The organism is Parabacteroides faecis, from assembly GCF_014647375.1.
Taxonomy (GTDB): domain Bacteria; phylum Bacteroidota; class Bacteroidia; order Bacteroidales; family Tannerellaceae; genus Parabacteroides; species Parabacteroides faecis.
On sequence record NZ_BMPB01000009.1, the window covers coordinates 262,287 to 283,072 of the forward strand.

The window sequence follows — 20,786 nt, forward strand, 5'->3', positions numbered from 1 at the left end:
TATTGATGTTTTTTTCTCAAACCGCATTTGCTGTGATAGAGGAGGAAGGATCGGAGGACGATTTGCGTTTACAAAATACACGCTCGGTAGCTGGTTCTGCAAAAACGCTGACAGAGCTTGAAAACTATATAAATAAATATTACGACCAGCCTGAGGTCATTGTTTATATCGAGGCTTTGTTATCCGAAAGCTTTCAGGCAGACTCCCTGACGTTTAGTTTTAAGGCGCTCTCGGAGTTGATGATCTATTGTCATAATCATGGAATGACGGATCGTTATAATTATTGGGTAGACCATATAGACTCATTGGTTGAAGAGAAAAAAATAAATCCGGATATCTCTTATGATGCCCACCTGAATAAGGCGAATATGATGTTGGAGAGCGGCCAGTATGAGCAGGTTATTGCCGACGCAATATCTTTATATGATAAAGCTCACAAAAATGACCATGTTTATGGGATGATCTGTAGTTCGGATATTCTTGGATTGATTTATTTGTACAGCCGCCGGGATAGTGCTGCCCTTGTCGCTTTCCGGGATGTATTGTCCGGATTGGAAAAATTGGGTGAATATCCGGGCTATCAGTTGAGAGTTTTATCTTATCTGATCGATTTGAATTTATGTTTAGGGAATATAGATGAAGCAAAAGAATATTTGGCCAAATATGAGCAGGTTCTGAGTTGGAGGGATGAAGAAAATAAGAAAAAGAATATCGTTTACGAAATAAACTGGTATGAGTGGTTAATGTCTTCTTTTCAGGTGAATCTATACTTACATCAGGATAAACTGGAGGAGGCAGAAAAAGAATTGGCTATAGCATCTTCTTTTTATAAAGAAGGAATGTTTCCTCATGAAGATTACTCAGTCTACTATTTCCTATATACAAAAGCTTTTTATTATAAGAAATTGAAAAAATATGATGAAGCACTTGCTTTAATAGATTTCATTTTAGCTGATAACCCCGAATTTGAAGTAATGAAACTTAAAGTAAATATTTTATCTGAAACGGGAAGATTTGAAGAAGCGTTGGACGTATATAATCAGATATACCAAATCACAGAGAAAGATAATAATGAGTCGCTGATACGGCAGATCAATAACTTAAGGCTTGCGTATGACATCAATGAACAGAATGTCCGTGAGAAAGAACTGCAGATAAACAAAATACAGGTAGAAGAGAAGCAGCGTCTTTCAGCCTGTGTGATTCTTATTTCTTTGGTTCTTCTGATTCTGTTCATCGTTTTATTTTTGTATTACCGTCGTATTCAGAAGTTGAAGGATGCTTTGATCGTGGAACGCAATTCATTGATTATATCGAGAGAGAATCTGAATCAGGAGAAAAAGAATGCAGAGATAGCCAATCAATTGAAAAATGCGTTCATAGCAAATATCAGCCATGAGATACGTACTCCGTTGAACGCAATTGTCGGATTTTCCTGCTTGTTGTCAGATCCTGTAACGGAAGAAGAAGAAAAGGTCGGATTTGTCAATCTTATCAGTAAAAATACAAACCTTTTGCTCAACCTCGTAAATGATGTGCTGGATCTTTCGCGTCTGGAAGCCGGAACGGTCAAGCTGGCTATCGAACCTTGTGAGTTGGTAGGATGCTGCAGGGAGGCTTTGAGTAATATCCGTTATTATTTGTCTTCAGATATAAAGTTAACATTCGATACTTCTGTAGGTTCTTTTACGATAATGACCGCATCTCAACAACTAAGCCAGCTGATATCACGCTTATTGGATAACGCTGTCAAGTTTACGAAAGAAGGCGAGATCAACTTGTCCTTATTTGTAGATGAAGAGGCCCGTATCGTTCGTTTCACTGTTACCGATACAGGGCCGGGGATTCCTTTGGATAAACAGGAAAAGATATTTGAACGTTTTGAAAAGCTGGATGAATTTTCACAGGGATCTGGCTTAGGGCTTACCATTTGCAGAATAATAGCGGAACACCTGGGAGGTGAGGTCAATATAGATCCGGAATATACGAATGGTGCACGTTTTGTTTTTACTCACCCTTATATAAATTAGAAAATGCAAGGATTTTATACAATTCTTTTATTGATCGTATCCAACATCTTTATGACATGTGCGTGGTACGGACATTTGAAAATGAAACAACAGTTCAGTTGGTTTGAGCACCTACCCTTGATCGGTGTGATCTTATTCAGTTGGTTTCTGGCCTTTTTTGAGTATTGCTTTCAGGTACCGGCTAACCGTATGGGATTCAGGGAGAATGGAGGACCGTTCAATTTGATTCAACTGAAAGTAATTCAGGAGGTTATTACGCTTGTTGTATTTGTCGCTTTCAGTACGGTTGCTTTTAAAGGAGAGTCTTTTAAATGGAATCATGCGCTGGCTTGCTTGTTTCTGGTAGCGGCCGTATATTTGGTATTTAAGAAGTAAATAAGCAATAGCAAAGGATGAACCCACCTTTGGAATTTATTCGTTGGATGAATATATTTCTGAAGGTGGGTTCGTTGTATGGATAAGATTATTTTCTGACTATCACTTTTTGTTAGTAATTTTATTTTGTCTAATTAGAGATCGTCTATGAATTATGTATATCTTTGTGTATTACGTAACACATAAAACACTTAATTATGAAAAATTCAGATCCGAAAGTCATGGCAGAGAATGAAAGAAAAGAGTTGCAGGACCGGTATATCCGTTTCGATTGGGCCATCAAGCGCTTGTTGCGCCAGAAGGCCAACTTCGATGTGCTCGAAGGTTTCCTGACCGTCATGCTGCGCGAAGAGGTTCATATCCTCGAAATCCTTGAAAGCGAAGGTAACCAGAAGAGTGCCGATGACAAGTTCAACCGTGTCGACATCAAGGCGAAGAACAGCAAAGGCGAGATCATTATCGTCGAAATTCAGAATACCCGCGAAGTGCATTATCTCGAACGCATCCTTTACGGCGTAGCCAAAGCCATCACCGAGCATATCTCGTTGGGTGAAGGTTATCAGAAAGTGAAGAAAGTCTACTCCATCAGTATCCTCTATTTCGACCTCGGTGTGGGAACGGATTATTTTTACCACGGGCAGAATCATTTCACGGGTGTACATACCGGTGACCGCCTGCGAATCAACATGCGCGACCGTGATGCCGTCATCACCCACTTGCCGGCTGAGATCTTCCCCGAATACATCCTGATCCGTGTAAACGAGTTCGACAAAGTCGCTATGACCCCTCTGGACGAATGGATCGAATATCTGAAAGACGGGACGATCCGTCCGGACACGACAACGCCGGGCCTTCGTGAAGCCCGCGAGAAACTGAAATACTACTCGATGTCTACGAGTGAGCGACATGCATACGATGAACATCTGAATGTAATCATGATTCAGAACGACGTGCTCGACACTGCCAAATGGGAAGGCCGGATCGAAGGGTTGGCCGAAGGAAAAGCAGAAGGTGAGGCCAAGTTACAACAAACAGCAGCTAATATGAAACGTTTGGGCATAAGTACAGCCGACATTGCTGAATGTACAGGATTACCGGTAGAGGAAATAGAGAAGTTATAGAGGCTGCTGGTGTCGGACGAGTATATATGATTTCTTATAATAACTAACACAAAGTTTTCAAAATTCATCTGCCATCTGTTACCTTTCTGTGTATCTTATTGGTTATTAGTGTAATAAATGTGGCAGATGCGTTGTTTTATCTGCAACTGCATCTGCCATCATCTGTCACTCTCTCTTTGTAATCTGATTCATATAGGTGAAATTAGTCATTGCATCGTTTAGTAGTAACTGCCTGGTACCTTGAAATTAGTATAAAGGTGCTTGTTTACTAAAACCAGGATGTACAGGGTAATCGTCTAAGGTGTAGAGAATCGTCGACTATGATGTACAGGGTATTCTGCTATCATGTAGAGGGTAAATATGGTGAATAAGAATGATGGTGCTAACTGCTTGTTAATCAATTGCTAAATAGTGGATGTGCAGGGGCTTGTTATTCTGATAGCAAGGTGACAGATGGTGACAGATGCAGTTGCGGATAAAACGAGTCGTCTGCAACGTTTATTGGATTGATAGTCAGTTGGATAATAGAATGTGTGACAGATGGCAGATGGATTTTGAAAACTTTGGTTCTGTGTTAATTCAGAATCGCTTCACTTGTGTTTCAATGAAGTTTATAATCTCTGTTTCCTGTTCCGGATGAAACCATTCTATCTCTTCGTCCCGCTTGAACCAGGTCATTTGTTTGCGGGCATAGACGCGGGAGTTGCGTTTGATCTTTTCAACGGCCAGGTCGAGCGACCATTCGCCGTCAAAATATTTGAATAATTCTTTGTAACCGACTGTATTGAGAGAATTCAAATGGCGGAAAGGATAAACCTTGCGGGCTTCCTCCAATAAACCGTCTGCCATCATCTGGTCAACACGGCGGTTGATACGGTCGCATAGCTCTTCGCGATCGCGTGTCAAACCTATTTTGATGATCCTGAACGGACGCTCTTTCCGGCTGTTCGTACGGAAAGAAGAGTAAGGTTTTCCTGTCATCCGGCAAATCTCGACCGCATGAATGACCCGTTTGTAGTTCATCCGGTCTACTTCTTCATAATGCACCGGGTCTGCTTCCTGCAATTCCTGCAGAATATTTTCCAACCCTTCACGCTTGAACTGAGCGTAAATGGCTTCGCGTATCTCCGGGGTAACAGTCGGAATGTCATCGATGCCTTTACATACGGCATCGATATACATCATAGACCCGCCGGTCATAACGACTGTCGGTGTTGTCTGGTGAAGTGTATTTAAAAGGGAGATAACGTCTTCTTCAAAGTTACTGGCACTGTAATAATCGGTCAGGTTTAAAGTCCCGACCATGTAATGCCTGACTCTTGCCATTTGCTCTGCAGTGGGGGCAGCTGTCCCGACAGGAAGGTCTTTATAGAGCTGACGGGAGTCGGATGAAATAATAGGAGAACCGAAATGTTCTGCTACACGCAGGCTCAATTCGGTCTTTCCGACTCCTGTCGGCCCGAGTAATATGACAAGGGAATTCATTTATTAAAAACGCTCGTCGTCGTACGGGTTATCTATCGGTCCGTCGGCTAAGCCTTCGAAACCTTCTTTATCCAGTTCGTCGATGTCGTATTCTGAATCGCCGTAAAAATCTTCGCCGATCTCTGTGCTTCCGTTCTTGGTCTCGAACTGGTCGAAGTCGATTGTCTGAGCAGGAGGAAGGCCGATCGATTTGCTGACGATCGCTTTGTCGAGATCCTTGCCCGGTTCGATTTCGCGGAGTTCCATGAAGAAAGCACGTTCGGTCATGTAGTCGAAAACGAACATAAGTTTCTGATGCTCGTCTTCAAGCAATTCTTCCAGGCGAGTTTCTTCCATTATATAGTTATCCACTTCCGAAGTGGTGTCCATTTCAACTAATGTAATTTCTGTATTTTTGCTCCAATCGTCGTCACAAATAAAGAAAGAGCACATTTGATCTTTCGTGTAGCCAACCGAGTCCAGGATGGCATCGTGCAGGTCAAGGAAAGTTGCTTCCGCATCAATCTTGATTTCGCGTTTGAAGTCATCTACTTCATCTGATAGAATGAGGAATCTGAATACCATAGTCTTTTTAGTTTTTTGTTGGTTCAAAAGTAGTAAAAAATATCAATACCCATATATAACAGTCTAAAAAAAGAGGCATATTACGTGAAGTAAATAAATACAAAAGGCCGTCAGTCCTGAAAGAAGCTGACAGCCTTTTGAAATAGTTTGTATTTCTTATCGTTTACTCGTCGATGGAACCTCTGACGATACCACGTTCGGAAGTCTTGATAAAGTTGAGTATCAAGTCTCTTTCCTCGCTGGGTTCGTATTCGGTCTCGATAGCTTTCAACGCTTCCGTATTGTTCAAACCGCGGGTATATAACGTACGGTAGATATCCTGGATCAGGAACACTTGTTGATTGGTAAATCCGCGGCGGCGCAATCCTACGATATTGATACCGCAGTAAACGATCGGATCGCGGCCGATCAGTGTGTAAGGAGGAATATCTTTACCGATACGTGAGCCGCCCTGAACCATCACATGTTTCGAAATGCGGGTAAACTGGTGAACTAGGCTACCGCCGCTGACAATAGCAAAATCGTCAATCTCCACTTCGCCGGCTATCTGGGATGCATTCCCGATGATGATATGATCTTTCAGTACGCAGTCGTGTGCAATATGGGAATATGCCATGATCAGGCAATCGTTTCCGACAACGGTTTTTCCCTTCGAAGCAGTTCCGCGGTTGATCGTGACACATTCGCGGATCGTCGTATTGTTTCCGACTTCTGCGGTTGTCTGCTCACCTTTGAACTTGAGGTCTTGTGGAACACCGGCAATTACAGCTCCCGGGAAAATGGAACAGTTGTTTCCTATCCGTGCCCCGTCGAGAATGACTGCATGTGAATATATATGACAATTGTCGCCTATTACTACATCCTTTTCAATCACTGCGAAAGGATCTATCGTTACATTCTCACCGATCTTTGCTTCGGGATGAACGACTGCTAAAGGGGATTGATTCATTGCCTTCTTTATTATTATTTGTTTTTAATGATCTGAGCCATAAATTCAGCTTCGCAAACCAGTTTGTCACCTACGAAGATATACCCCTTCATCGTTGAAATACCGCGGCGGATAGGAGCCAGCAGTTCCAGACGTAGGATCAATGTATCTCCGGGAACCACTTTCTGACGGAATTTCACGCCGTCGATCTTCATGAAGTAAGTGGAATAACGTTCCGGTTCGTCTACTGAATTGAGAACAAGCAAACCGCCTGTCTGTGCCATTGCTTCAACCAGCAAAACACCCGGTGTAACAGGTTCCTGCGGGAAGTGTCCGGTAAAGAACGGTTCGTTTGTGGTAATATTTTTTATTCCGACAATGTAGTTACCGCCGATTTCGATGATCTTATCGACCAACAGGAACGGGTAACGGTGCGGGAGTAATTCGCGGATGCGGTTGATATCCATGATCGGTTCGGCGTTCGGATCGTAAACCGGAGCCTGTACCTCGTTTAATTTGATGTCCTTGCGGATCATGCGGGCCAGTTGATTGTTGATCTTATGTCCCGGACGGGTTGCGATGATACGTCCGCGGATAGGCTTGCCGATCAATGCTAGGTCGCCGAGTACGTCGATCAGTTTATGGCGGGCGGGTTCGTTGTCGAACACCAGAGGTTTATTATTGATATATCCCAGGTCGTGTACATCCTTATGAGGGATACCTACTTCGTCGGCCAGTTTGTCAAGTGTTTCCTGCGGCATCTTCTTGTCGTAGATAACGATCGCGTTATCCAGGTCTCCGCCTTTGATCAGGTTGTTCTGGCGGAGCATTTCAACTTCGCGGACAAATACGAATGTACGGGAAGCTGCAATTTCTTCCGGAAATTCGCTCAGGTCGTTCAGTGTAGCGAACTGGTTGGACAATACCGGAGAATCGAAAGAGATCAGTACGTTTACGCTGAACTTTTCATCCGGAAGGATGATGAGTGAAGAACCGGTTTCTTCGTCTTTAACTTCAATCTTATGCTTTACTATATAGAAGTCTTTCGGAGCGTTTTGTTCAACGATCCCTGCTTGCTGGATTTCTTCGGAGAAGAAGCGTGAGCTGCCGTCCAGGATAGGGAATTCCGGTGCGTTCACTTCAATCAGGCAGTTGTCGATCTCATAGGCATATAAAGCTGCCATAGCATGTTCGACAGTGCTGATCTGAATGCCGTTCTTGGATAGAACGGTACCTCTTTGTGTGCTGGCCACATTTTCTGCCAATGCATCGATAACAGGTTCTCCTTCCAGGTCGACACGTTTAATTTTGTATCCGTGGTTTTCTGGTGCCGGGTTGAACGTGATCTGAATGTCCAGTCCGGTATGCAAGCCTTTGCCTTGCATCGAGAAACTTTTGGCTAGCGTCTTTTGTTTCTGCATATTATATAATTATTTATTGATTTCTTTCTTTAGTTGTTCGATCTCGCGTTGTAACTGTCCCATCGTGCGGTACATATCCGGCAGACGGTTGAATATGGCACTCGAACGCATGAAGTTTTTCGCATCGATAGCAGGAGCACCCAAAACGGTTTTTGCTTCCTTAATGTCGCTGATCACACCTGCCTGGGCACCGAATACTACATGGTCGGCAATATGGATATGTCCTGCCAGACCTACCTGGCCGCCGAACATACAGTGACTGCCGATCTTAACAGAACCGGCTATACCTACCTGGGCCGCCATTACCGTATTTTCTCCAACTTCCACATTATGGGCGATCTGAACCAGGTTGTCCAGTTTCACACCTTTATGAATGATGGTAGAACCCATTACGGCACGGTCGATCGTCGTGTTGGCTCCAACTTCTACGTTGTCTTCCAGTATGACGTTTCCCAGCTGCGGGATCTTCTTGTAATTTTCTCCTTCGGGGGCGAACCCGAATCCGTCCGAACCGATTACCGAACCGGCATGCAGGATACAGTTGCTTCCGATCTTACATCCGTTGTAAATAGTCGTGTGCGGATAAAGAATGCAGTTATCTCCGATAGTTACATTATCCCCGATATATGCGTTGGGATATACCTGACAATTCTTTCCCAGTCTGACATTATCCCCGATATAGGCGAAATTGCCGACAAAGCAACCTTCTCCCAATGTGGCAGAAGCTGCGATAAATGCGGTTGAAGAAACTCCGGTCTTTTTAGGTTTTGACTGTTCTACCAGATTGAGTAACATAGCAAGAGCAGAATAGGCATTTTCTACTTTTACTAAAGTAGCAGTAATCTGTTCAGCCGGAGAAAAGTCGTTATTTACCAGAACAATGCTCGCTTCTGTATTATAGATATAATGTTCGTACTTAGGATTTGCCAGGAACGTCAGTGTTCCGGGTTGTCCTTCTTCTATTTTTGAGAAGTTGCTGACTTTCACTTCCGGGTTGCCATCAACGGTTCCGCCAAGAAAGTCCGCTATTTGTTGGGCTGATAACTCCATTACTTATTTTGTTATATTGTATTTGAATTGAGACTGCTCCACTAAGAACAAAGCAGTTTGCAAAAATGGTGAAAATTATTGGGATAGCCTATGCTTTACAGGGAATAATTCCTTTATCATGCAGATATCCTGCCATTTCACGTTGTACTGCCTGTGCTGCTTCACGGGCAAATGATGCGAAATTTTCCGATTTGTCTACGTAAATGATCGCACGTGAAGAATTAACAAGCAAACCGCACTGATCGTTCATTCCGTACTGGGCAACTTCCTGCAGACTGCCTCCTTGTGCACCGACACCCGGTACCAACAGGAAGTGGTTGGGAGCCTGTTTACGGATATCGAGGAACATTTTCCCCTGAGTTGCACCGACAACGTACATCATCTGTTCGTCGGTAGCCCAATCCTGCGACTTCTTCAATACTTTTTCAAACAGACGTTCGCCGTTGGCATCTTCCGTCATCTGGAAATCCTGTGAACCTTTGTTGGAGGTCAATGCCAGCAGGATCACCCATGCTTCCGGATAGATCAGGAACGGTTTCACGCTGTCTTCACCCATATAAGGGGCCACCGTAACGGCGTCTACCTTGATATGATCGAAGAAAGAGCGGGCGTACATCTCGGATGTGTTACCGATGTCGCCACGTTTTGCGTCGGCGATAATGAACTGGTCCGGATAATTTTCACGCAGGTAAGTGACTGTCTTTTCAAACGCGAGCATCCCTTTAACTCCCAGACTCTCATAGAAAGCCAGGTTCGGTTTGTAAGCTACGCAATAGTCGGCTGTAGCGTCGATGATCGCCTTATTGAAAGCAAAGATAGGATCTTCTTCAGAAAGTAAATGCTGCGGGATTTTTTTTATATCTGTATCCAATCCAACGCAAAGGAAAGATTGTTTCTTTTTAATGTTTTCGAATAATTGTTGCTTGTTCATCTTGTCTTGTGTCAAATAGTGAAATTGTTATAGTTCGGCCTCTTTCAGACGTTCTGCATTTTCGGCAACAGTCAGTTGGTCGATGCAGGATTGTATGTCGCCATCCATGAAAGCTGATAAATTATAGATCGTGTAGTTGATACGATGATCGGTGATACGTCCTTGCGGATAGTTGTATGTCCGGATCTTCGCGGATCGGTCGCCCGACGAAACCATTGTCTTACGTTTGTTGGCAATGTCGTCCAGGTATTTCTGATGTTCTTTGTCGTAGATAAAAGAACGCAGGCGGGTGAGTGCACGTTCCTTGTTTTTCGGCTGGTCGCGTGTCTCCGTACATTCGATCAGGATCTCTTCGCTCACGCCGGTGTTCGGGTTTTTCCAGACATAACGCAAGCGTACGCCCGATTCGACCTTGTTCACATTCTGGCCGCCGGCACCTCCCGAACGGAATGTATCCCATTTAATTTCACCTTCATTAATTTCAACATCAAACTCGTCTGCTTCGGGGAGCACAGCCACGGTGGCTGCTGAAGTATGTACACGTCCCTGGGTTTCGGTGCTGGGCACGCGCTGAACGCGGTGTACACCCGATTCATATTTAAGTGTACCGTATGCTTTTTCACCGCTGACGGTAAAGATAATTTCCTTATATCCGCCCGACGAACCTTCGCTGCAACTCGACAGAGCTACTTTCCAACCTTTGGTTTCGCAGTACTTCATGTACATACGATATAAATCGCCGGCAAAAAGGGCGGCCTCATCGCCTCCCGTTCCGCCGCGTATTTCAACGATGGCATTCTTGTCGTCTTCCGGATCGCTGGGGACAAGCAACAGCTTGATCTCTTCTTCCAGTTCCGGGATACGGGCGTTGCAGGCATCCAACTCATCACGGGCAATTTCCCTCATTTCGGGGTCCTGTTCCGTTTCCAGCAGTTGGCGTGCTTCTTTTATTCCGTTTAAAGTATTGACATATTCGTTGCGGGTAACCACGATTTTCTCCAGATCGCGGTACTCTTTATTGAGTTTTACAAACCGTTTCATATCGGCAATCACTGCCGGGTCGGTGATCAGTGTCCCGACTTCTTCAAAACGGCTTACTAATCCGTCTAGTCTTCCTAATAAATTATTATCGGCCATTTATCAGATTAATATACGAAGCGACCTTTTTCGCTTTCAATGATCAATTCGTTTTTATCTGCTTCTTCCACGAAGCCTACAACCTGTGCGTCGATATTGAAGCTTTTGGCAATGCCGATCACTTCTTCTGCATGTTCGGGCGATAGGTAAATTTCCATGCGGTGGCCCATGTTGAACACTTTATACATTTCGCTCCAGTCCGTTCCGCTCTGTTCCTGAATAATGCGGAAAAGGGGAGGGACAGGGAACAGGTTGTTCTTTGTCACACGTTTGTTTTCTACAAAATGCATCACTTTGGTCTGTGCTCCGCCGGAACAGTGTACCATACCGTGTATCTGCGGACGCAGTTTATCCAGCAACACTTTGATCACAGGAGCATAGGTGCGGGTAGGAGACAATACCAGTTTTCCGGCGTCGATACCCAGTTCTTCGATCTTGTCGGTCAGTTTCAGTCCGCCTGAATAAACCAATTCGTCAGGAACGGCTGCATCATAGCTTTCCGGATATTTGCTTGCCAGATATTTGGCGAATACGTCGTGACGGGCAGAGGTCAGGCCATTGCTGCCGGTTCCGCCGTTATATTCTTTTTCGTAGGTAGATTGTCCGTAAGAAGCCATGCCGACAATTACGTCTCCACCCTGTATATTACTGTTGTCAACCACATCCGACCGTTTCATGCGGCAGGTAACGGTACTGTCCACAATGATGGTACGAACCAGATCGCCCACATCGGCAGTCTCGCCTCCGGTTGCATAACAGCCTACGCCCATTTCACGCAGTTCGGCCAGCAGTTCGTCCGTTCCGTTAATAATGGCGGAGATGACTTCGCCGGGGATCAGTAGTTTATTGCGTCCGATAGTGGAAGAAACGAGTATATTGTTTACTGCGCCTACACACAGCAAGTCGTCGATGTTCATGATCAGTGCATCCTGAGCTATACCTTTCCACACAGACAGATCTCCGGTTTCTTTCCAGTACATGTAAGCCAGGGATGATTTCGTTCCGGCTCCGTCAGCGTGCATAATGTTGCAATATTCAGGATCACCGCCTAGTATATCGGGGATGATCTTACAAAATGCTTTAGGGAATATTCCCTTATCGATGTTCTTTATCGCATTGTGAACATCTTCTTTTGAAGCGGATACACCGCGCAGGTTGTAACGTTGGTCACTCATTGTTTTTACATATTTGGCTGCAAAGATACTATTTTTTTATGTTACTTATCTAAGTTTAAGCACATCTCCTTCTTCAGGAACGTAATCTTTGTCTTTTTTATTCATCTTATACAGGCTCTTAATCTGTATTCCGTATTTCTGTGCAATGCTGTGCATGGACTCTCCGATCTGTACAACATGGTCGTAATTAGGCTTGTCTGCCTTTTTCTTCTTCTTTTCCAGATAGACGATATCGCCTTTCTGCAATGGGAAGTCTTCCGGCACCTCATTGTATTTTTTCAGTTCTCTGACGCTGAAGTCCAGATTGCGTGCGATCTGGTCGAAACTGTCGTTCTCTTTTGCATAGACATACAACAGTCCGAAAGTTCTGTATATCGTGTAGTTGACCGACGGATATTTTTGTTTCTTCTTTTCCTGATGTGTCGTTTTCTGTATTTTTCCGGAATCGTAACGATAAAGTTCGTAATCCTCAATCACTTTGATCAGTTTATTGGCATAGGCACGGTCGGTTGCGTAACCGCATTTCTGCAGGCCTCTTGCCCATCCTTTATAATCGGTGATCTTTAGACGGAACAGAGATTCGTAGCGTGAGCGTTTCAGGAATTTGGAATGGTCTTCATACGAATCTTCCACCCGTTTGTACTTCCGGAAACATTCACCGCGTAAATCATCATCATGATATACGCGTCCGCCACGCCAGTCTGAATGGCATTTGATACCGAAGTGGTTGTTTGAACGGCGTGCCAGATCGCTTTGTCCGGCTCCGGATTCAAGTAATCCCTGTGCGAGTGTGATACTGGCAGGAATCCGGTGTTGCCTTTGTTGTTCCACAGCCAGAGTGCTGTATGTCTTTATATATTTTTCGTAGGAAGGTATTTTCCTCTGGGTTGCTGCTTCCGCAAATGTCGCAATGAAAAATAAAAGGCAAAAAATACGTATCGTTAGTTTCATAAAAGAGCTCTCTAAAGTATTTATTTTCGCAAAGATAATGAAGCTGGATATATTATTCTTCTAAATAATCTATAAAAAGCAGGTTTATATACTGCTAATTTTAGCCAGATAATCATAATGCTCACCTTCCTGTATCTTTTCCGCTTTGAACCCGTTGTTGGCAGCATGTAGGCAGAGCGTTTGAAAATCCAGATATAACCAGTCGAAGCGGTCGCCTTTTATATTCTTATATTGCATACGAAAATCTACTTCACCGTAATAGTCGTCTTCCATATCTATATCGAGATTACCGTCTTCGTCTTCAAAGAGGTAACGCAGGTCGGAGGAATCCATTAACACGTAACCTCCCGGAGCAAGCAGGCGCTTTAACGCGTCAAAGAAAACCGGAAGATTGCTGATCTTTCCAACGATTCCCGAACCGTTCATCAGCATCAGGATCGTATCGAAGGAACCGTGGAACTGTTCGCTAAAAAAATTATCCAGGCTAACCTCTTTTACTCCTCTTTTTTGCATCGTTTCAACTGATAATGGAGATATATCGATCGCTTTGACTGTCTTGTCCATTTCCTGTAATGCCAACGAATGGCAACCGCTTCCGGCTCCGACATCGAGAATGTTACCGTAACTTATCCGGAGGGCTTCCTGTTCGAGTGCGGGCATTTCTGCGAAGTTACGGAATAACTGTTTTACCGGAATCTCATCTTCGTCGAACATGGAAGAGAAAACGCGCAGTTTACTGGCTTTACCGTTAGCAAAATAATCGGCGATAGCCGCACCCATCGGGTCTTTTTGAGGTGTGAGCAGAGGTATTTGCATATACTGATTGGAATTATTCGTATTTTATCGGACAAAGATACAAATTTACTATCTTTGTTTGTCTAATTATTGAGCTTATGAAAGAAATCAAACTGGAAACCCAAATAACAGTATATTCGCTGAACGAAGTCCCGGATGAGGAATTGCCTTTAGTGAATGCTGCCCTGAAAGCAACCGGACAATCGTATGCACCTTATTCGAAATTTCATGTCGGTGCGGCTGCGTTGTTGGCCGATGGGACGATTGTGACGGGCAGTAATCAGGAAAATGCAGCTTATCCTTCCGGCTTGTGTGCCGAGCGGGTTGCCTTGTTTCATGCCGGACATCAGTATCCGGATATCCCTGTAGTAGCCTTGGCGATTGCTGCGTCAACGGGAGGGGAGCAAGTAGAAAGTATTTCTCCCTGTGGTGCCTGCCGTCAGGTTTTGCTGGAAACGGAACAACGTTATAACAGGCCGATGAAGGTATTGCTTTGTGGGACGAAGGAGGTGGTAGTGGCGCCGAGTGCGGCATCTCTTTTACCTCTTTGCTTCGGTAAAGATAATCTTTGATCTTTAAAAGGTGGAGTCTTAATATGACCGGTAGGAAATAAAAACAGGGCAGGAAGTCGAACTTCCTGCCCTGTTTTTTATCTTGATCCGGTTATCCGATCAGATTCCCAGAGAAGCTTTGATCTGGTTGATCTTTTCTTCGGCAGCTTTTTCTGCTTCCGGCAGATCTTCCAGGCTGTTTACTTTGGAATGAACTTCACAGTAGAATTTGATCTTCGGCTCTGTACCTGAAGGACGGATAGATACTTTCGTATTGTCTTCAGTGAAATATTGCAGCACGTTGGATGTTGTCGGCATATCCAAAGTGATTGTCTCGTTATCGCTGTAGCTGTAACCTTTCAGAGATGCATAGTCATAGAACAAAGATACTTTTGAACCTGCGATTTCCTGTAACGGATTTTCGCGGAAGTTCTTCATCATGGCTTCGATCTCTTCAGCACCGCTCTTGCCTTTCTTCACGACAGAGATACCTTTTTCTTTAGAGAAACCGTATTGTACGTAAATATTCTGTAACAACTGATACATGGTGATATTCTGGTCTTTCGCCCATGCAGCGATTTCTGCCAGAATAGCACATGCAGAAACAGCATCTTTATCGCGAACGAAGTCTTCGCAAAGGAATCCGTAGCTTTCTTCACCGCCACCGATATAGTTTTTCTTTCCTTCGTTTTTCTTCATTACATCGGCAATCCATTTGAAGCCTGTGTAAACGTCGTATAGTTCGACGCCGTTACGTTCGGCGATCGTACGGATCAGCTCTGTGGTAACGATTGTTTTTACGATATATTCCTTACCGTTGATCTTACCCAGTTCTTTCCAACGGGTGATCAGGTAATAAACGAACATCAATGCAGTCTGGTTACCATTCAGTAAAACCCATTCACCGTCGTTGTTCTTTACGGCAGCACCTACGCGGTCAGCATCCGGGTCGGAAGCCAGTACCAGGTCAGCATCTGTTTCTTTTGCTTTTTCAACAGCCATGGCCAATGCAGCCGGTTCTTCCGGATTCGGAGAGATTACCGTAGGGAAATCACCGCTTACCACATCCTGTTCGGGAACATGGATGACATTGGTGAATCCGAATGCTTTCAATGTAGCCGGAATGATCTTTACCCCGGTACCGTGGATCGGAGTGTAAACGATCTTCATGTCGTGATGACGTTTGATCGCTTCCGGAGAAAGGGAAATCGTTGTCAAAGCGTCGATGTACAGGTTGTCAATTTCCGAACCGATGATTTCGATCAGCTCTTTATTTCCTTTGAATTTGATATCGCTGGCGTTGCGGATCTTATTTACTTCAGCAATCGTGTTACGGTCGTGCGGAGCGATCATCTGTGCACCGTCGTCCCAATAGGCTTTGTAGCCGTTATATTCTTTTGGGTTATGGGATGCTGTCAGGATGATACCGCTCTGACATCCCAGTTTACGGATAGCGAAAGACATTTCCGGTGTCGGGCGAAGGTCTTCAAACATGTAAACTTTGATACCATTAGCAGAGAAGATGTCGGCCGAGATTTCGGCAAACTTACGGCTGTTGTTACGGCAGTCATGTCCGATAACAACTTTGATCTGATCCAGGTTGGCAAATTCTTTTTTCAGATAATTTGACAAACCTTGTGTAGCGGCACCGACTGTATAAATATTCATACGGTTGGTTCCTACACCCATGATACCTCTTAAACCTCCTGTACCAAATTCAAGGTCTTTGTAGAATGATTCGATCAGTTCTGTCGGATCTTCATTGTCCAGTAATTCCTGTACTTTTGCTTTTGTTTCGGCATCATAACTTTTGGTAAGCCAGCTTTGAGCTTTACTTCTTACCATTTCTAACAGTTCGTTGTTTTCCATACCCAAATATCTTGCATTTATATATGTGTTATTTCTTAATTTATGAGAAAACAAAGATACAAATTAATTGTTGTAAACAATGGCTTGCATCCTTATTTTCAAGAAAAAAGACAAGTTATTTCTTACCATGTAAACGGATAAGTATAAGAGGTTTGATTTCCACAGGCATCTGTTACGACCAGTTCCAATGTGTGTTTCCCTCTCGACAGCCGCTCTTTATCGAAGTGATAAGTGATAACGGATTGGCTGTTCATCTCGAATAAGACGAATTGTCCGTCGATTTCTCCCCGGTATGTTTGTACACCGCTCAGATTGTCCGACAACCTGAATGAAATGGCTTGCTTGCTGACCCATGTGGCGGGATTGAGCGGCGTAATAGTCGGAGGTACAATGTCTTGTCCTGGCGTGTAGCTGCCCATTTCGCGTATATCTGCATCGATCCAGCCATTGCGGTAAACGCCTCCGGTCCATGACCTGCGTCCGTTTTGCAGGCGGACAATTCCGTATTGTTGTTTGTTTTCCAGTGTATCTGTCTGCAGGCGTAGGGAGAGTTTGGCTGATTTGTGTAAGGCGACCGGTTTATTATGCAATGTATGTACGGCTCCCAATGCTGTGCTGTCTTCTTTTACCGAATAGCGGAAATACAGGTCGTCATAGAGATTTCCTTTCGGGATTCTCAGGCGGATTCCTTTGGCTCCGAAACGGTTGTCACTCCACCAATGGAAAAGTTCGGTATTATCCGTGTCGATTTCCGGTATAGGCTGCTCTTTCCCTTCAATCCGAAGGGTTAGCTGGGTGGTGTTGCCGAATGCATCAGCCAGACGGTAGGTTAAATGATACGTACGGGGTTCATCGACCGTCAGGATACCGCGGTTAATACTTTCAATGAACCGCAGGCGGTTACCCGGATCGACAAAGCTTTTCATATAGAAAGAGCGATGTTCTTTCCATTCCTCAAAGTCTGTGAAACTGTTCAGATACCGGGTTTCATCGAAAGCAAAACGGTCCAGGTTGCTATGATAGATGACCTGGCTGTCTGCTGTCAGCGTGATTTCTTTAACACCGTAGATATTGGAGGTATTATCCATATAGTCGTAACCTTTTACCGCCAGTCCTATCTCTCCCCATGCCTCGATCTTTCCTGTCAATGTTTGTTTGCCGTTCTTGGCGGTGACGGGCTTTAGTTCCAGTTTCCGGCGGCTACCGTTTACTACGCCTTTTCCTTCTACAGGACAGATCATGATACCTTGTATCCGGGGAGGTTTGCTGTCCTGTATCAGCTCTTTATAATACTCGATCGGGTCCATCGGTTCCTCTGTTTTCGTGTCGCGCACTTCGAAATGGAGGTGAGGACCGCCGGAGCTGCCGGTATTTCCGCTTAAAGCGACCAGTTCGCCTTCCTTGACCGGCAATTCATCGGGAGTGAGTGCCAGGTTTACATTGAAACTCTCTGATTCATACTGTTTATTTTTAACATAGGCTGCGATCTTCGGGGAGAATTTCTGTAGATGTCCGTAAACAGTCGTTGTACCGTCCGGGTGTGTGATATATAAGCCGTTACCGTATCCCCACGGACTGACTGATATGCGCGAAACATAACCGTCTTGCACGGAATGTATCGGTTTTCCTTCCACTCCTTGTGTTTTGAAATCTATTCCTGAGTGAAAATGATTGCTTCTTAGTTCTCCGAAATTGCCGCTAAGCAAGACCGGATGATCCATCGGTTTGCGAAGTTGCTGCGCTTCGGCTGTAATGCTTGTAATTCCGGCGAAGAAAAGAAATCCAGCCAGTATATGATGTTTCTGCATGTTTGTTTTAATTCAAATCTTTATCAGGCAAAGATAGTAAAAAGTCGGTAATGATCGGTAAATGATCGCTGTAACCGCCTTCATATTTAAAGCCATAATAGGTTCGGAAAGGACGTTTGCCATGCCAGGTCTTATCTTCGGTAAGCAGGAAAGGCGGTATGAATATCCGGTTGCTTCCGGGGGCAACATGCATGGTGGAATTTTTATCAAGCAGATTTCCGGAAACAATGATATGGTCGAGCTGATTCCATTCACCCTGGTATTTGTGTGTTCCCGGATGATTCAGGACGTGGGGATCGGCGAAAAGGTTATAAAGTTTGTTCGCCTCCGTTCTTGTGGTGATTTTTTCGGCAGCCAGTATTTGTGTGATACTGGTATTTTCCGGTGTATCGTTGAAGTCACCCATGATCAGGATTTGAAGATTTGTGCGAATTCTCAGTAAGGAGTCGCAAAGCTCACGTACTGTTCGGGCAGCGTCGAAGCGGTCTGCTTCGCTCTCTTTTTCACCTCCGTAGCGTGACGGGAGATGGCAGACGAATACATCTAAAGTGTCGGAAGTGATGACCTTTCCCCATACATGGAGAATATTACGGGTTTGTTTATGTTTTTTGTGCGTAAAGATAACCGGATGTTCTTTGTGACCGATGTAGCCGAACCGGTCCCGTTGGTAGAGAAGAGCAGAATTTATACCTCTTATATCTGAACCATGTGTCATACAATATCGGTATTGTTGCAGTTTTAATGGTGTCCGGTAGAGCAAATGGGTCAGGACGGAATCATTTTCCACTTCACAGAGAGCGATTAAGGCGGGTGTATCCCATTCACCTGCGGCACTAATCACTTTCGCTACCTGCTGGAGTTTATGATAATACCGTCCGCGTGTCCAGTGATGGTTGCCCGACGGGAGGAAGTCGTTGTCGTTCTTGTCCGGATTGTCTTCTGTGTCGAAGAGGTTCTCTACGTTGTAACTCATGACTCTGAACCCGGATTGGGCATTTGCCGGAAGGGTGAGAAAGGCTAGAACGTAAATGAGTATAGTTAAGGTTCTGGTCATATATACTTGTTTTTATTTTTCATCTTCTTCCAGAGGTACAAACTCGTAAGCTCCGATATCCGGGCCGTTGTTCGTTAACCGGTTGACGCCGTTCCGGTCAATCGGATATTTTTGTGAAATGAATAAGTCTGCTTTACCGACACCCGGAGATGTATCCTTACCGGGGCGGAAGTCATACATGAATTTGTTCGTTTTTCCGCCGGTCATTCTGTATTCCATTTTACTGTCGTCTTTTCCTTTAATAAAAATGACGTCGGTAAAATTTTCACTATCGTTCTGGTCCATCATAACCACACAATGGTTGAAATGATATTTCAGATTGTTATTTCTTAATAAAGTAGTCTTGGTTCCTGATGAAATTTCAATTTCTTTACCGGCTCCCAGACTACCATCGATGATACAATTATCGAAATTGGCCTGCAATAGATCATACGGACCTATTTTATTATCGACAGCATTGTCTATTAATCGCAAAGTAAAACTCGGTTCTCCTTCCTGAACAGTGGAATGCCTGCTTTTGGCAGATATATAGTTAGCCAGCGTGCAGTGAGTAAAACTATATTTGCCGCCATTTAACAGCACGACGTCTACTGTGGCATTCGTAAACTCGCAGTTCGTAGCTTCTATATTACTGTTGATAGCTGTCAAAACATTTCCGTCCATATTGGTGACCTGCGAATTATTGATCTTTAATTTGGACTTTTCGGGATCTGAGGCTTCACACGTAATGCCGTTGTTTCCGTTTCGTACTATTACATTATTAAATACATTGTCAAAACTTTCTTTTTTGAAAATGATGCCTCCCCATTGTCCTGGTGTGCGGTCGTATGGAAGTTGGTCGTCCAGAATGAAGTCAAGACGGTCGCCACGGAAGATGATCGGTTTCTCTATTGTGCCGTTGGCGATAACTGTGCCATCGACTATGATTTTGGCCTTGTCGTGCATATAAAAGATTGTTCCTTCTTCTATATTTACGGTTACGCCTTTATCGATCATCAAACTATCGTATATCAGATACGGGCGTTCTGCTGTCAGTTGGGTATCTTCACTCAATGTCTGGCCACCTTTGATCAGTTTAACATCCTGTCCGCATGCTTCCAATAGCACTGTTTGCGTCACACTATTGTAATTGAATCGTATGGAATCCTGAATTAATAACGGTTGATCTTTGCCGGTAGGGTTGACAGTTACTTCTACAAATATATACATACTGTCCTTGGCGGCAATCCTAACATTGTCAAAATTGTCCCCTTTGCGTCCGTCCACGTTGATACGAAATCCGCTGCTAGCAGGTGAGGCTTGTATTATTCTTTCTATATTCAGTGGTTCGTTGTTTCTGTTGTAAACCATGAATTGTTTTGTAACGGAACCGATCGTTGTAAAGACTGTATCAAAAGATAAGGTATCTGTCGAAAAACTCAACCGGTGATTCGGATTGGTCGAATAATTTTCGTCCAGCCCGTCGCATCCAGCCAACAGGTTGAGTAAAAGAGTACATATGATCAGCAACGGCGCTGTAATTTTTTTCATTTTTCCTAAAT

At 44.2% G+C, this 20,786-nt stretch carries 18 protein-coding genes; 4 read left to right on the top strand and 14 right to left on the bottom strand.

Going from position 1 to position 20,786, the window contains the following annotated elements:
* Positions 1–32: 32 nt before the first annotated feature.
* From IEY67_RS15070 to IEY67_RS15080, 3 genes are all read left to right on the top strand, one after another.
* Positions 33–2,030, top strand: a complete 1,998-nt coding sequence (locus IEY67_RS15070; protein ID WP_183672158.1) for a tetratricopeptide repeat-containing sensor histidine kinase — start codon at positions 33–35, stop codon at positions 2,028–2,030.
* Positions 2,031–2,033: 3 nt separating this feature from the next.
* Positions 2,034–2,405: a DMT family protein gene (locus IEY67_RS15075; RefSeq protein ID WP_122353755.1), complete on the top strand. Its 372-nt coding sequence runs from the start codon at positions 2,034–2,036 to the stop codon at positions 2,403–2,405.
* Between the two features lie 197 nt (positions 2,406–2,602).
* Entirely contained in the window at positions 2,603–3,526 is a 924-nt protein-coding gene (locus IEY67_RS15080; RefSeq protein WP_183672159.1) for an Rpn family recombination-promoting nuclease/putative transposase, read from the top strand.
* A 579-nt stretch (positions 3,527–4,105) separates the two neighbouring features.
* On the opposite strand, the gene miaA is transcribed toward IEY67_RS15080, so the two are convergent.
* The 10 genes from miaA to IEY67_RS15130 all read right to left on the bottom strand — a co-directional run bounded on the left by miaA (position 4,106) and on the right by IEY67_RS15130 (position 13,984).
* Positions 4,106–5,011 carry a tRNA (adenosine(37)-N6)-dimethylallyltransferase MiaA gene (miaA, locus tag IEY67_RS15085; RefSeq protein WP_122375084.1) on the bottom strand — a complete coding sequence of 302 codons (906 nt, stop codon included), beginning with the start codon at positions 5,009–5,011 and terminating at the stop codon, positions 4,106–4,108.
* Between the two features lie 3 nt (positions 5,012–5,014).
* Positions 5,015–5,575 (bottom strand): IS1096 element passenger TnpR family protein, encoded by a 561-nt coding sequence (locus IEY67_RS15090; RefSeq protein WP_122353751.1) that lies wholly within the window; start codon positions 5,573–5,575, stop codon positions 5,015–5,017.
* Between the two features lie 163 nt (positions 5,576–5,738).
* Positions 5,739–6,524, bottom strand: a complete 786-nt coding sequence (lpxA, locus tag IEY67_RS15095; protein ID WP_122353750.1) for an acyl-ACP--UDP-N-acetylglucosamine O-acyltransferase — start codon at positions 6,522–6,524, stop codon at positions 5,739–5,741.
* 14 nt (positions 6,525–6,538) lie between these two features.
* Positions 6,539–7,924, bottom strand: a complete 1,386-nt coding sequence (locus IEY67_RS15100; protein ID WP_122353749.1) for a bifunctional UDP-3-O-[3-hydroxymyristoyl] N-acetylglucosamine deacetylase/3-hydroxyacyl-ACP dehydratase — start codon at positions 7,922–7,924, stop codon at positions 6,539–6,541.
* A 9-nt stretch (positions 7,925–7,933) separates the two neighbouring features.
* The gene (lpxD, locus tag IEY67_RS15105) at positions 7,934–8,974 is read right to left on the bottom strand and encodes a UDP-3-O-(3-hydroxymyristoyl)glucosamine N-acyltransferase (protein WP_122375085.1); all 1,041 of its coding nucleotides are present in this window, start codon (positions 8,972–8,974) and stop codon (positions 7,934–7,936) included.
* A gap of 88 nt (positions 8,975–9,062) precedes the next feature.
* Positions 9,063–9,905: an orotidine-5'-phosphate decarboxylase gene (gene pyrF / locus IEY67_RS15110; RefSeq protein ID WP_122353747.1), complete on the bottom strand. Its 843-nt coding sequence runs from the start codon at positions 9,903–9,905 to the stop codon at positions 9,063–9,065.
* Positions 9,906–9,932: 27 nt separating this feature from the next.
* Entirely contained in the window at positions 9,933–11,042 is a 1,110-nt protein-coding gene (gene prfA / locus IEY67_RS15115; RefSeq protein WP_122353746.1) for a peptide chain release factor 1, read from the bottom strand.
* Between the two features lie 8 nt (positions 11,043–11,050).
* Complete coding sequence (locus tag IEY67_RS15120) at positions 11,051–12,217, bottom strand: AIR synthase related protein (protein ID WP_183672160.1); 1,167 nt, start codon at positions 12,215–12,217, stop codon at positions 11,051–11,053.
* A gap of 45 nt (positions 12,218–12,262) precedes the next feature.
* Positions 12,263–13,168 carry a glucosaminidase domain-containing protein gene (locus tag IEY67_RS15125; RefSeq protein WP_122375087.1) on the bottom strand — a complete coding sequence of 302 codons (906 nt, stop codon included), beginning with the start codon at positions 13,166–13,168 and terminating at the stop codon, positions 12,263–12,265.
* 84 nt (positions 13,169–13,252) lie between these two features.
* Positions 13,253–13,984, bottom strand: coding sequence for a class I SAM-dependent methyltransferase (locus IEY67_RS15130; RefSeq protein WP_183672161.1), 732 nt, complete (start codon positions 13,982–13,984; stop codon positions 13,253–13,255).
* Positions 13,985–14,061: 77 nt separating this feature from the next.
* Here IEY67_RS15130 and cdd point away from each other — a divergent pair, with 77 nt between their 5' ends.
* Positions 14,062–14,535: a cytidine deaminase gene (gene cdd, locus IEY67_RS15135; protein ID WP_183672162.1), complete on the top strand. Its 474-nt coding sequence runs from the start codon at positions 14,062–14,064 to the stop codon at positions 14,533–14,535.
* A 99-nt stretch (positions 14,536–14,634) separates the two neighbouring features.
* Here cdd and IEY67_RS15140 read toward each other — a convergent pair whose 3' ends face one another.
* The 4 genes from IEY67_RS15140 to IEY67_RS15155 all read right to left on the bottom strand — a co-directional run bounded on the left by IEY67_RS15140 (position 14,635) and on the right by IEY67_RS15155 (position 20,775).
* Positions 14,635–16,383, bottom strand: coding sequence for a phospho-sugar mutase (locus IEY67_RS15140; RefSeq protein ID WP_122353738.1), 1,749 nt, complete (start codon positions 16,381–16,383; stop codon positions 14,635–14,637).
* A gap of 122 nt (positions 16,384–16,505) precedes the next feature.
* The gene (locus IEY67_RS15145; RefSeq protein ID WP_183672163.1) at positions 16,506–18,191 is read right to left on the bottom strand and encodes a M23 family metallopeptidase; all 1,686 of its coding nucleotides are present in this window, start codon (positions 18,189–18,191) and stop codon (positions 16,506–16,508) included.
* Between the two features lie 7 nt (positions 18,192–18,198).
* On the bottom strand, positions 18,199–19,245 hold the full coding sequence (locus IEY67_RS15150; protein ID WP_183672164.1) for an endonuclease/exonuclease/phosphatase family protein: 1,047 nt from the start codon (positions 19,243–19,245) through the stop codon (positions 18,199–18,201).
* A 12-nt stretch (positions 19,246–19,257) separates the two neighbouring features.
* The gene (locus IEY67_RS15155) at positions 19,258–20,775 is read right to left on the bottom strand and encodes a hypothetical protein (RefSeq protein ID WP_183672165.1); all 1,518 of its coding nucleotides are present in this window, start codon (positions 20,773–20,775) and stop codon (positions 19,258–19,260) included.
* Positions 20,776–20,786 lie beyond the last annotated feature (11 nt).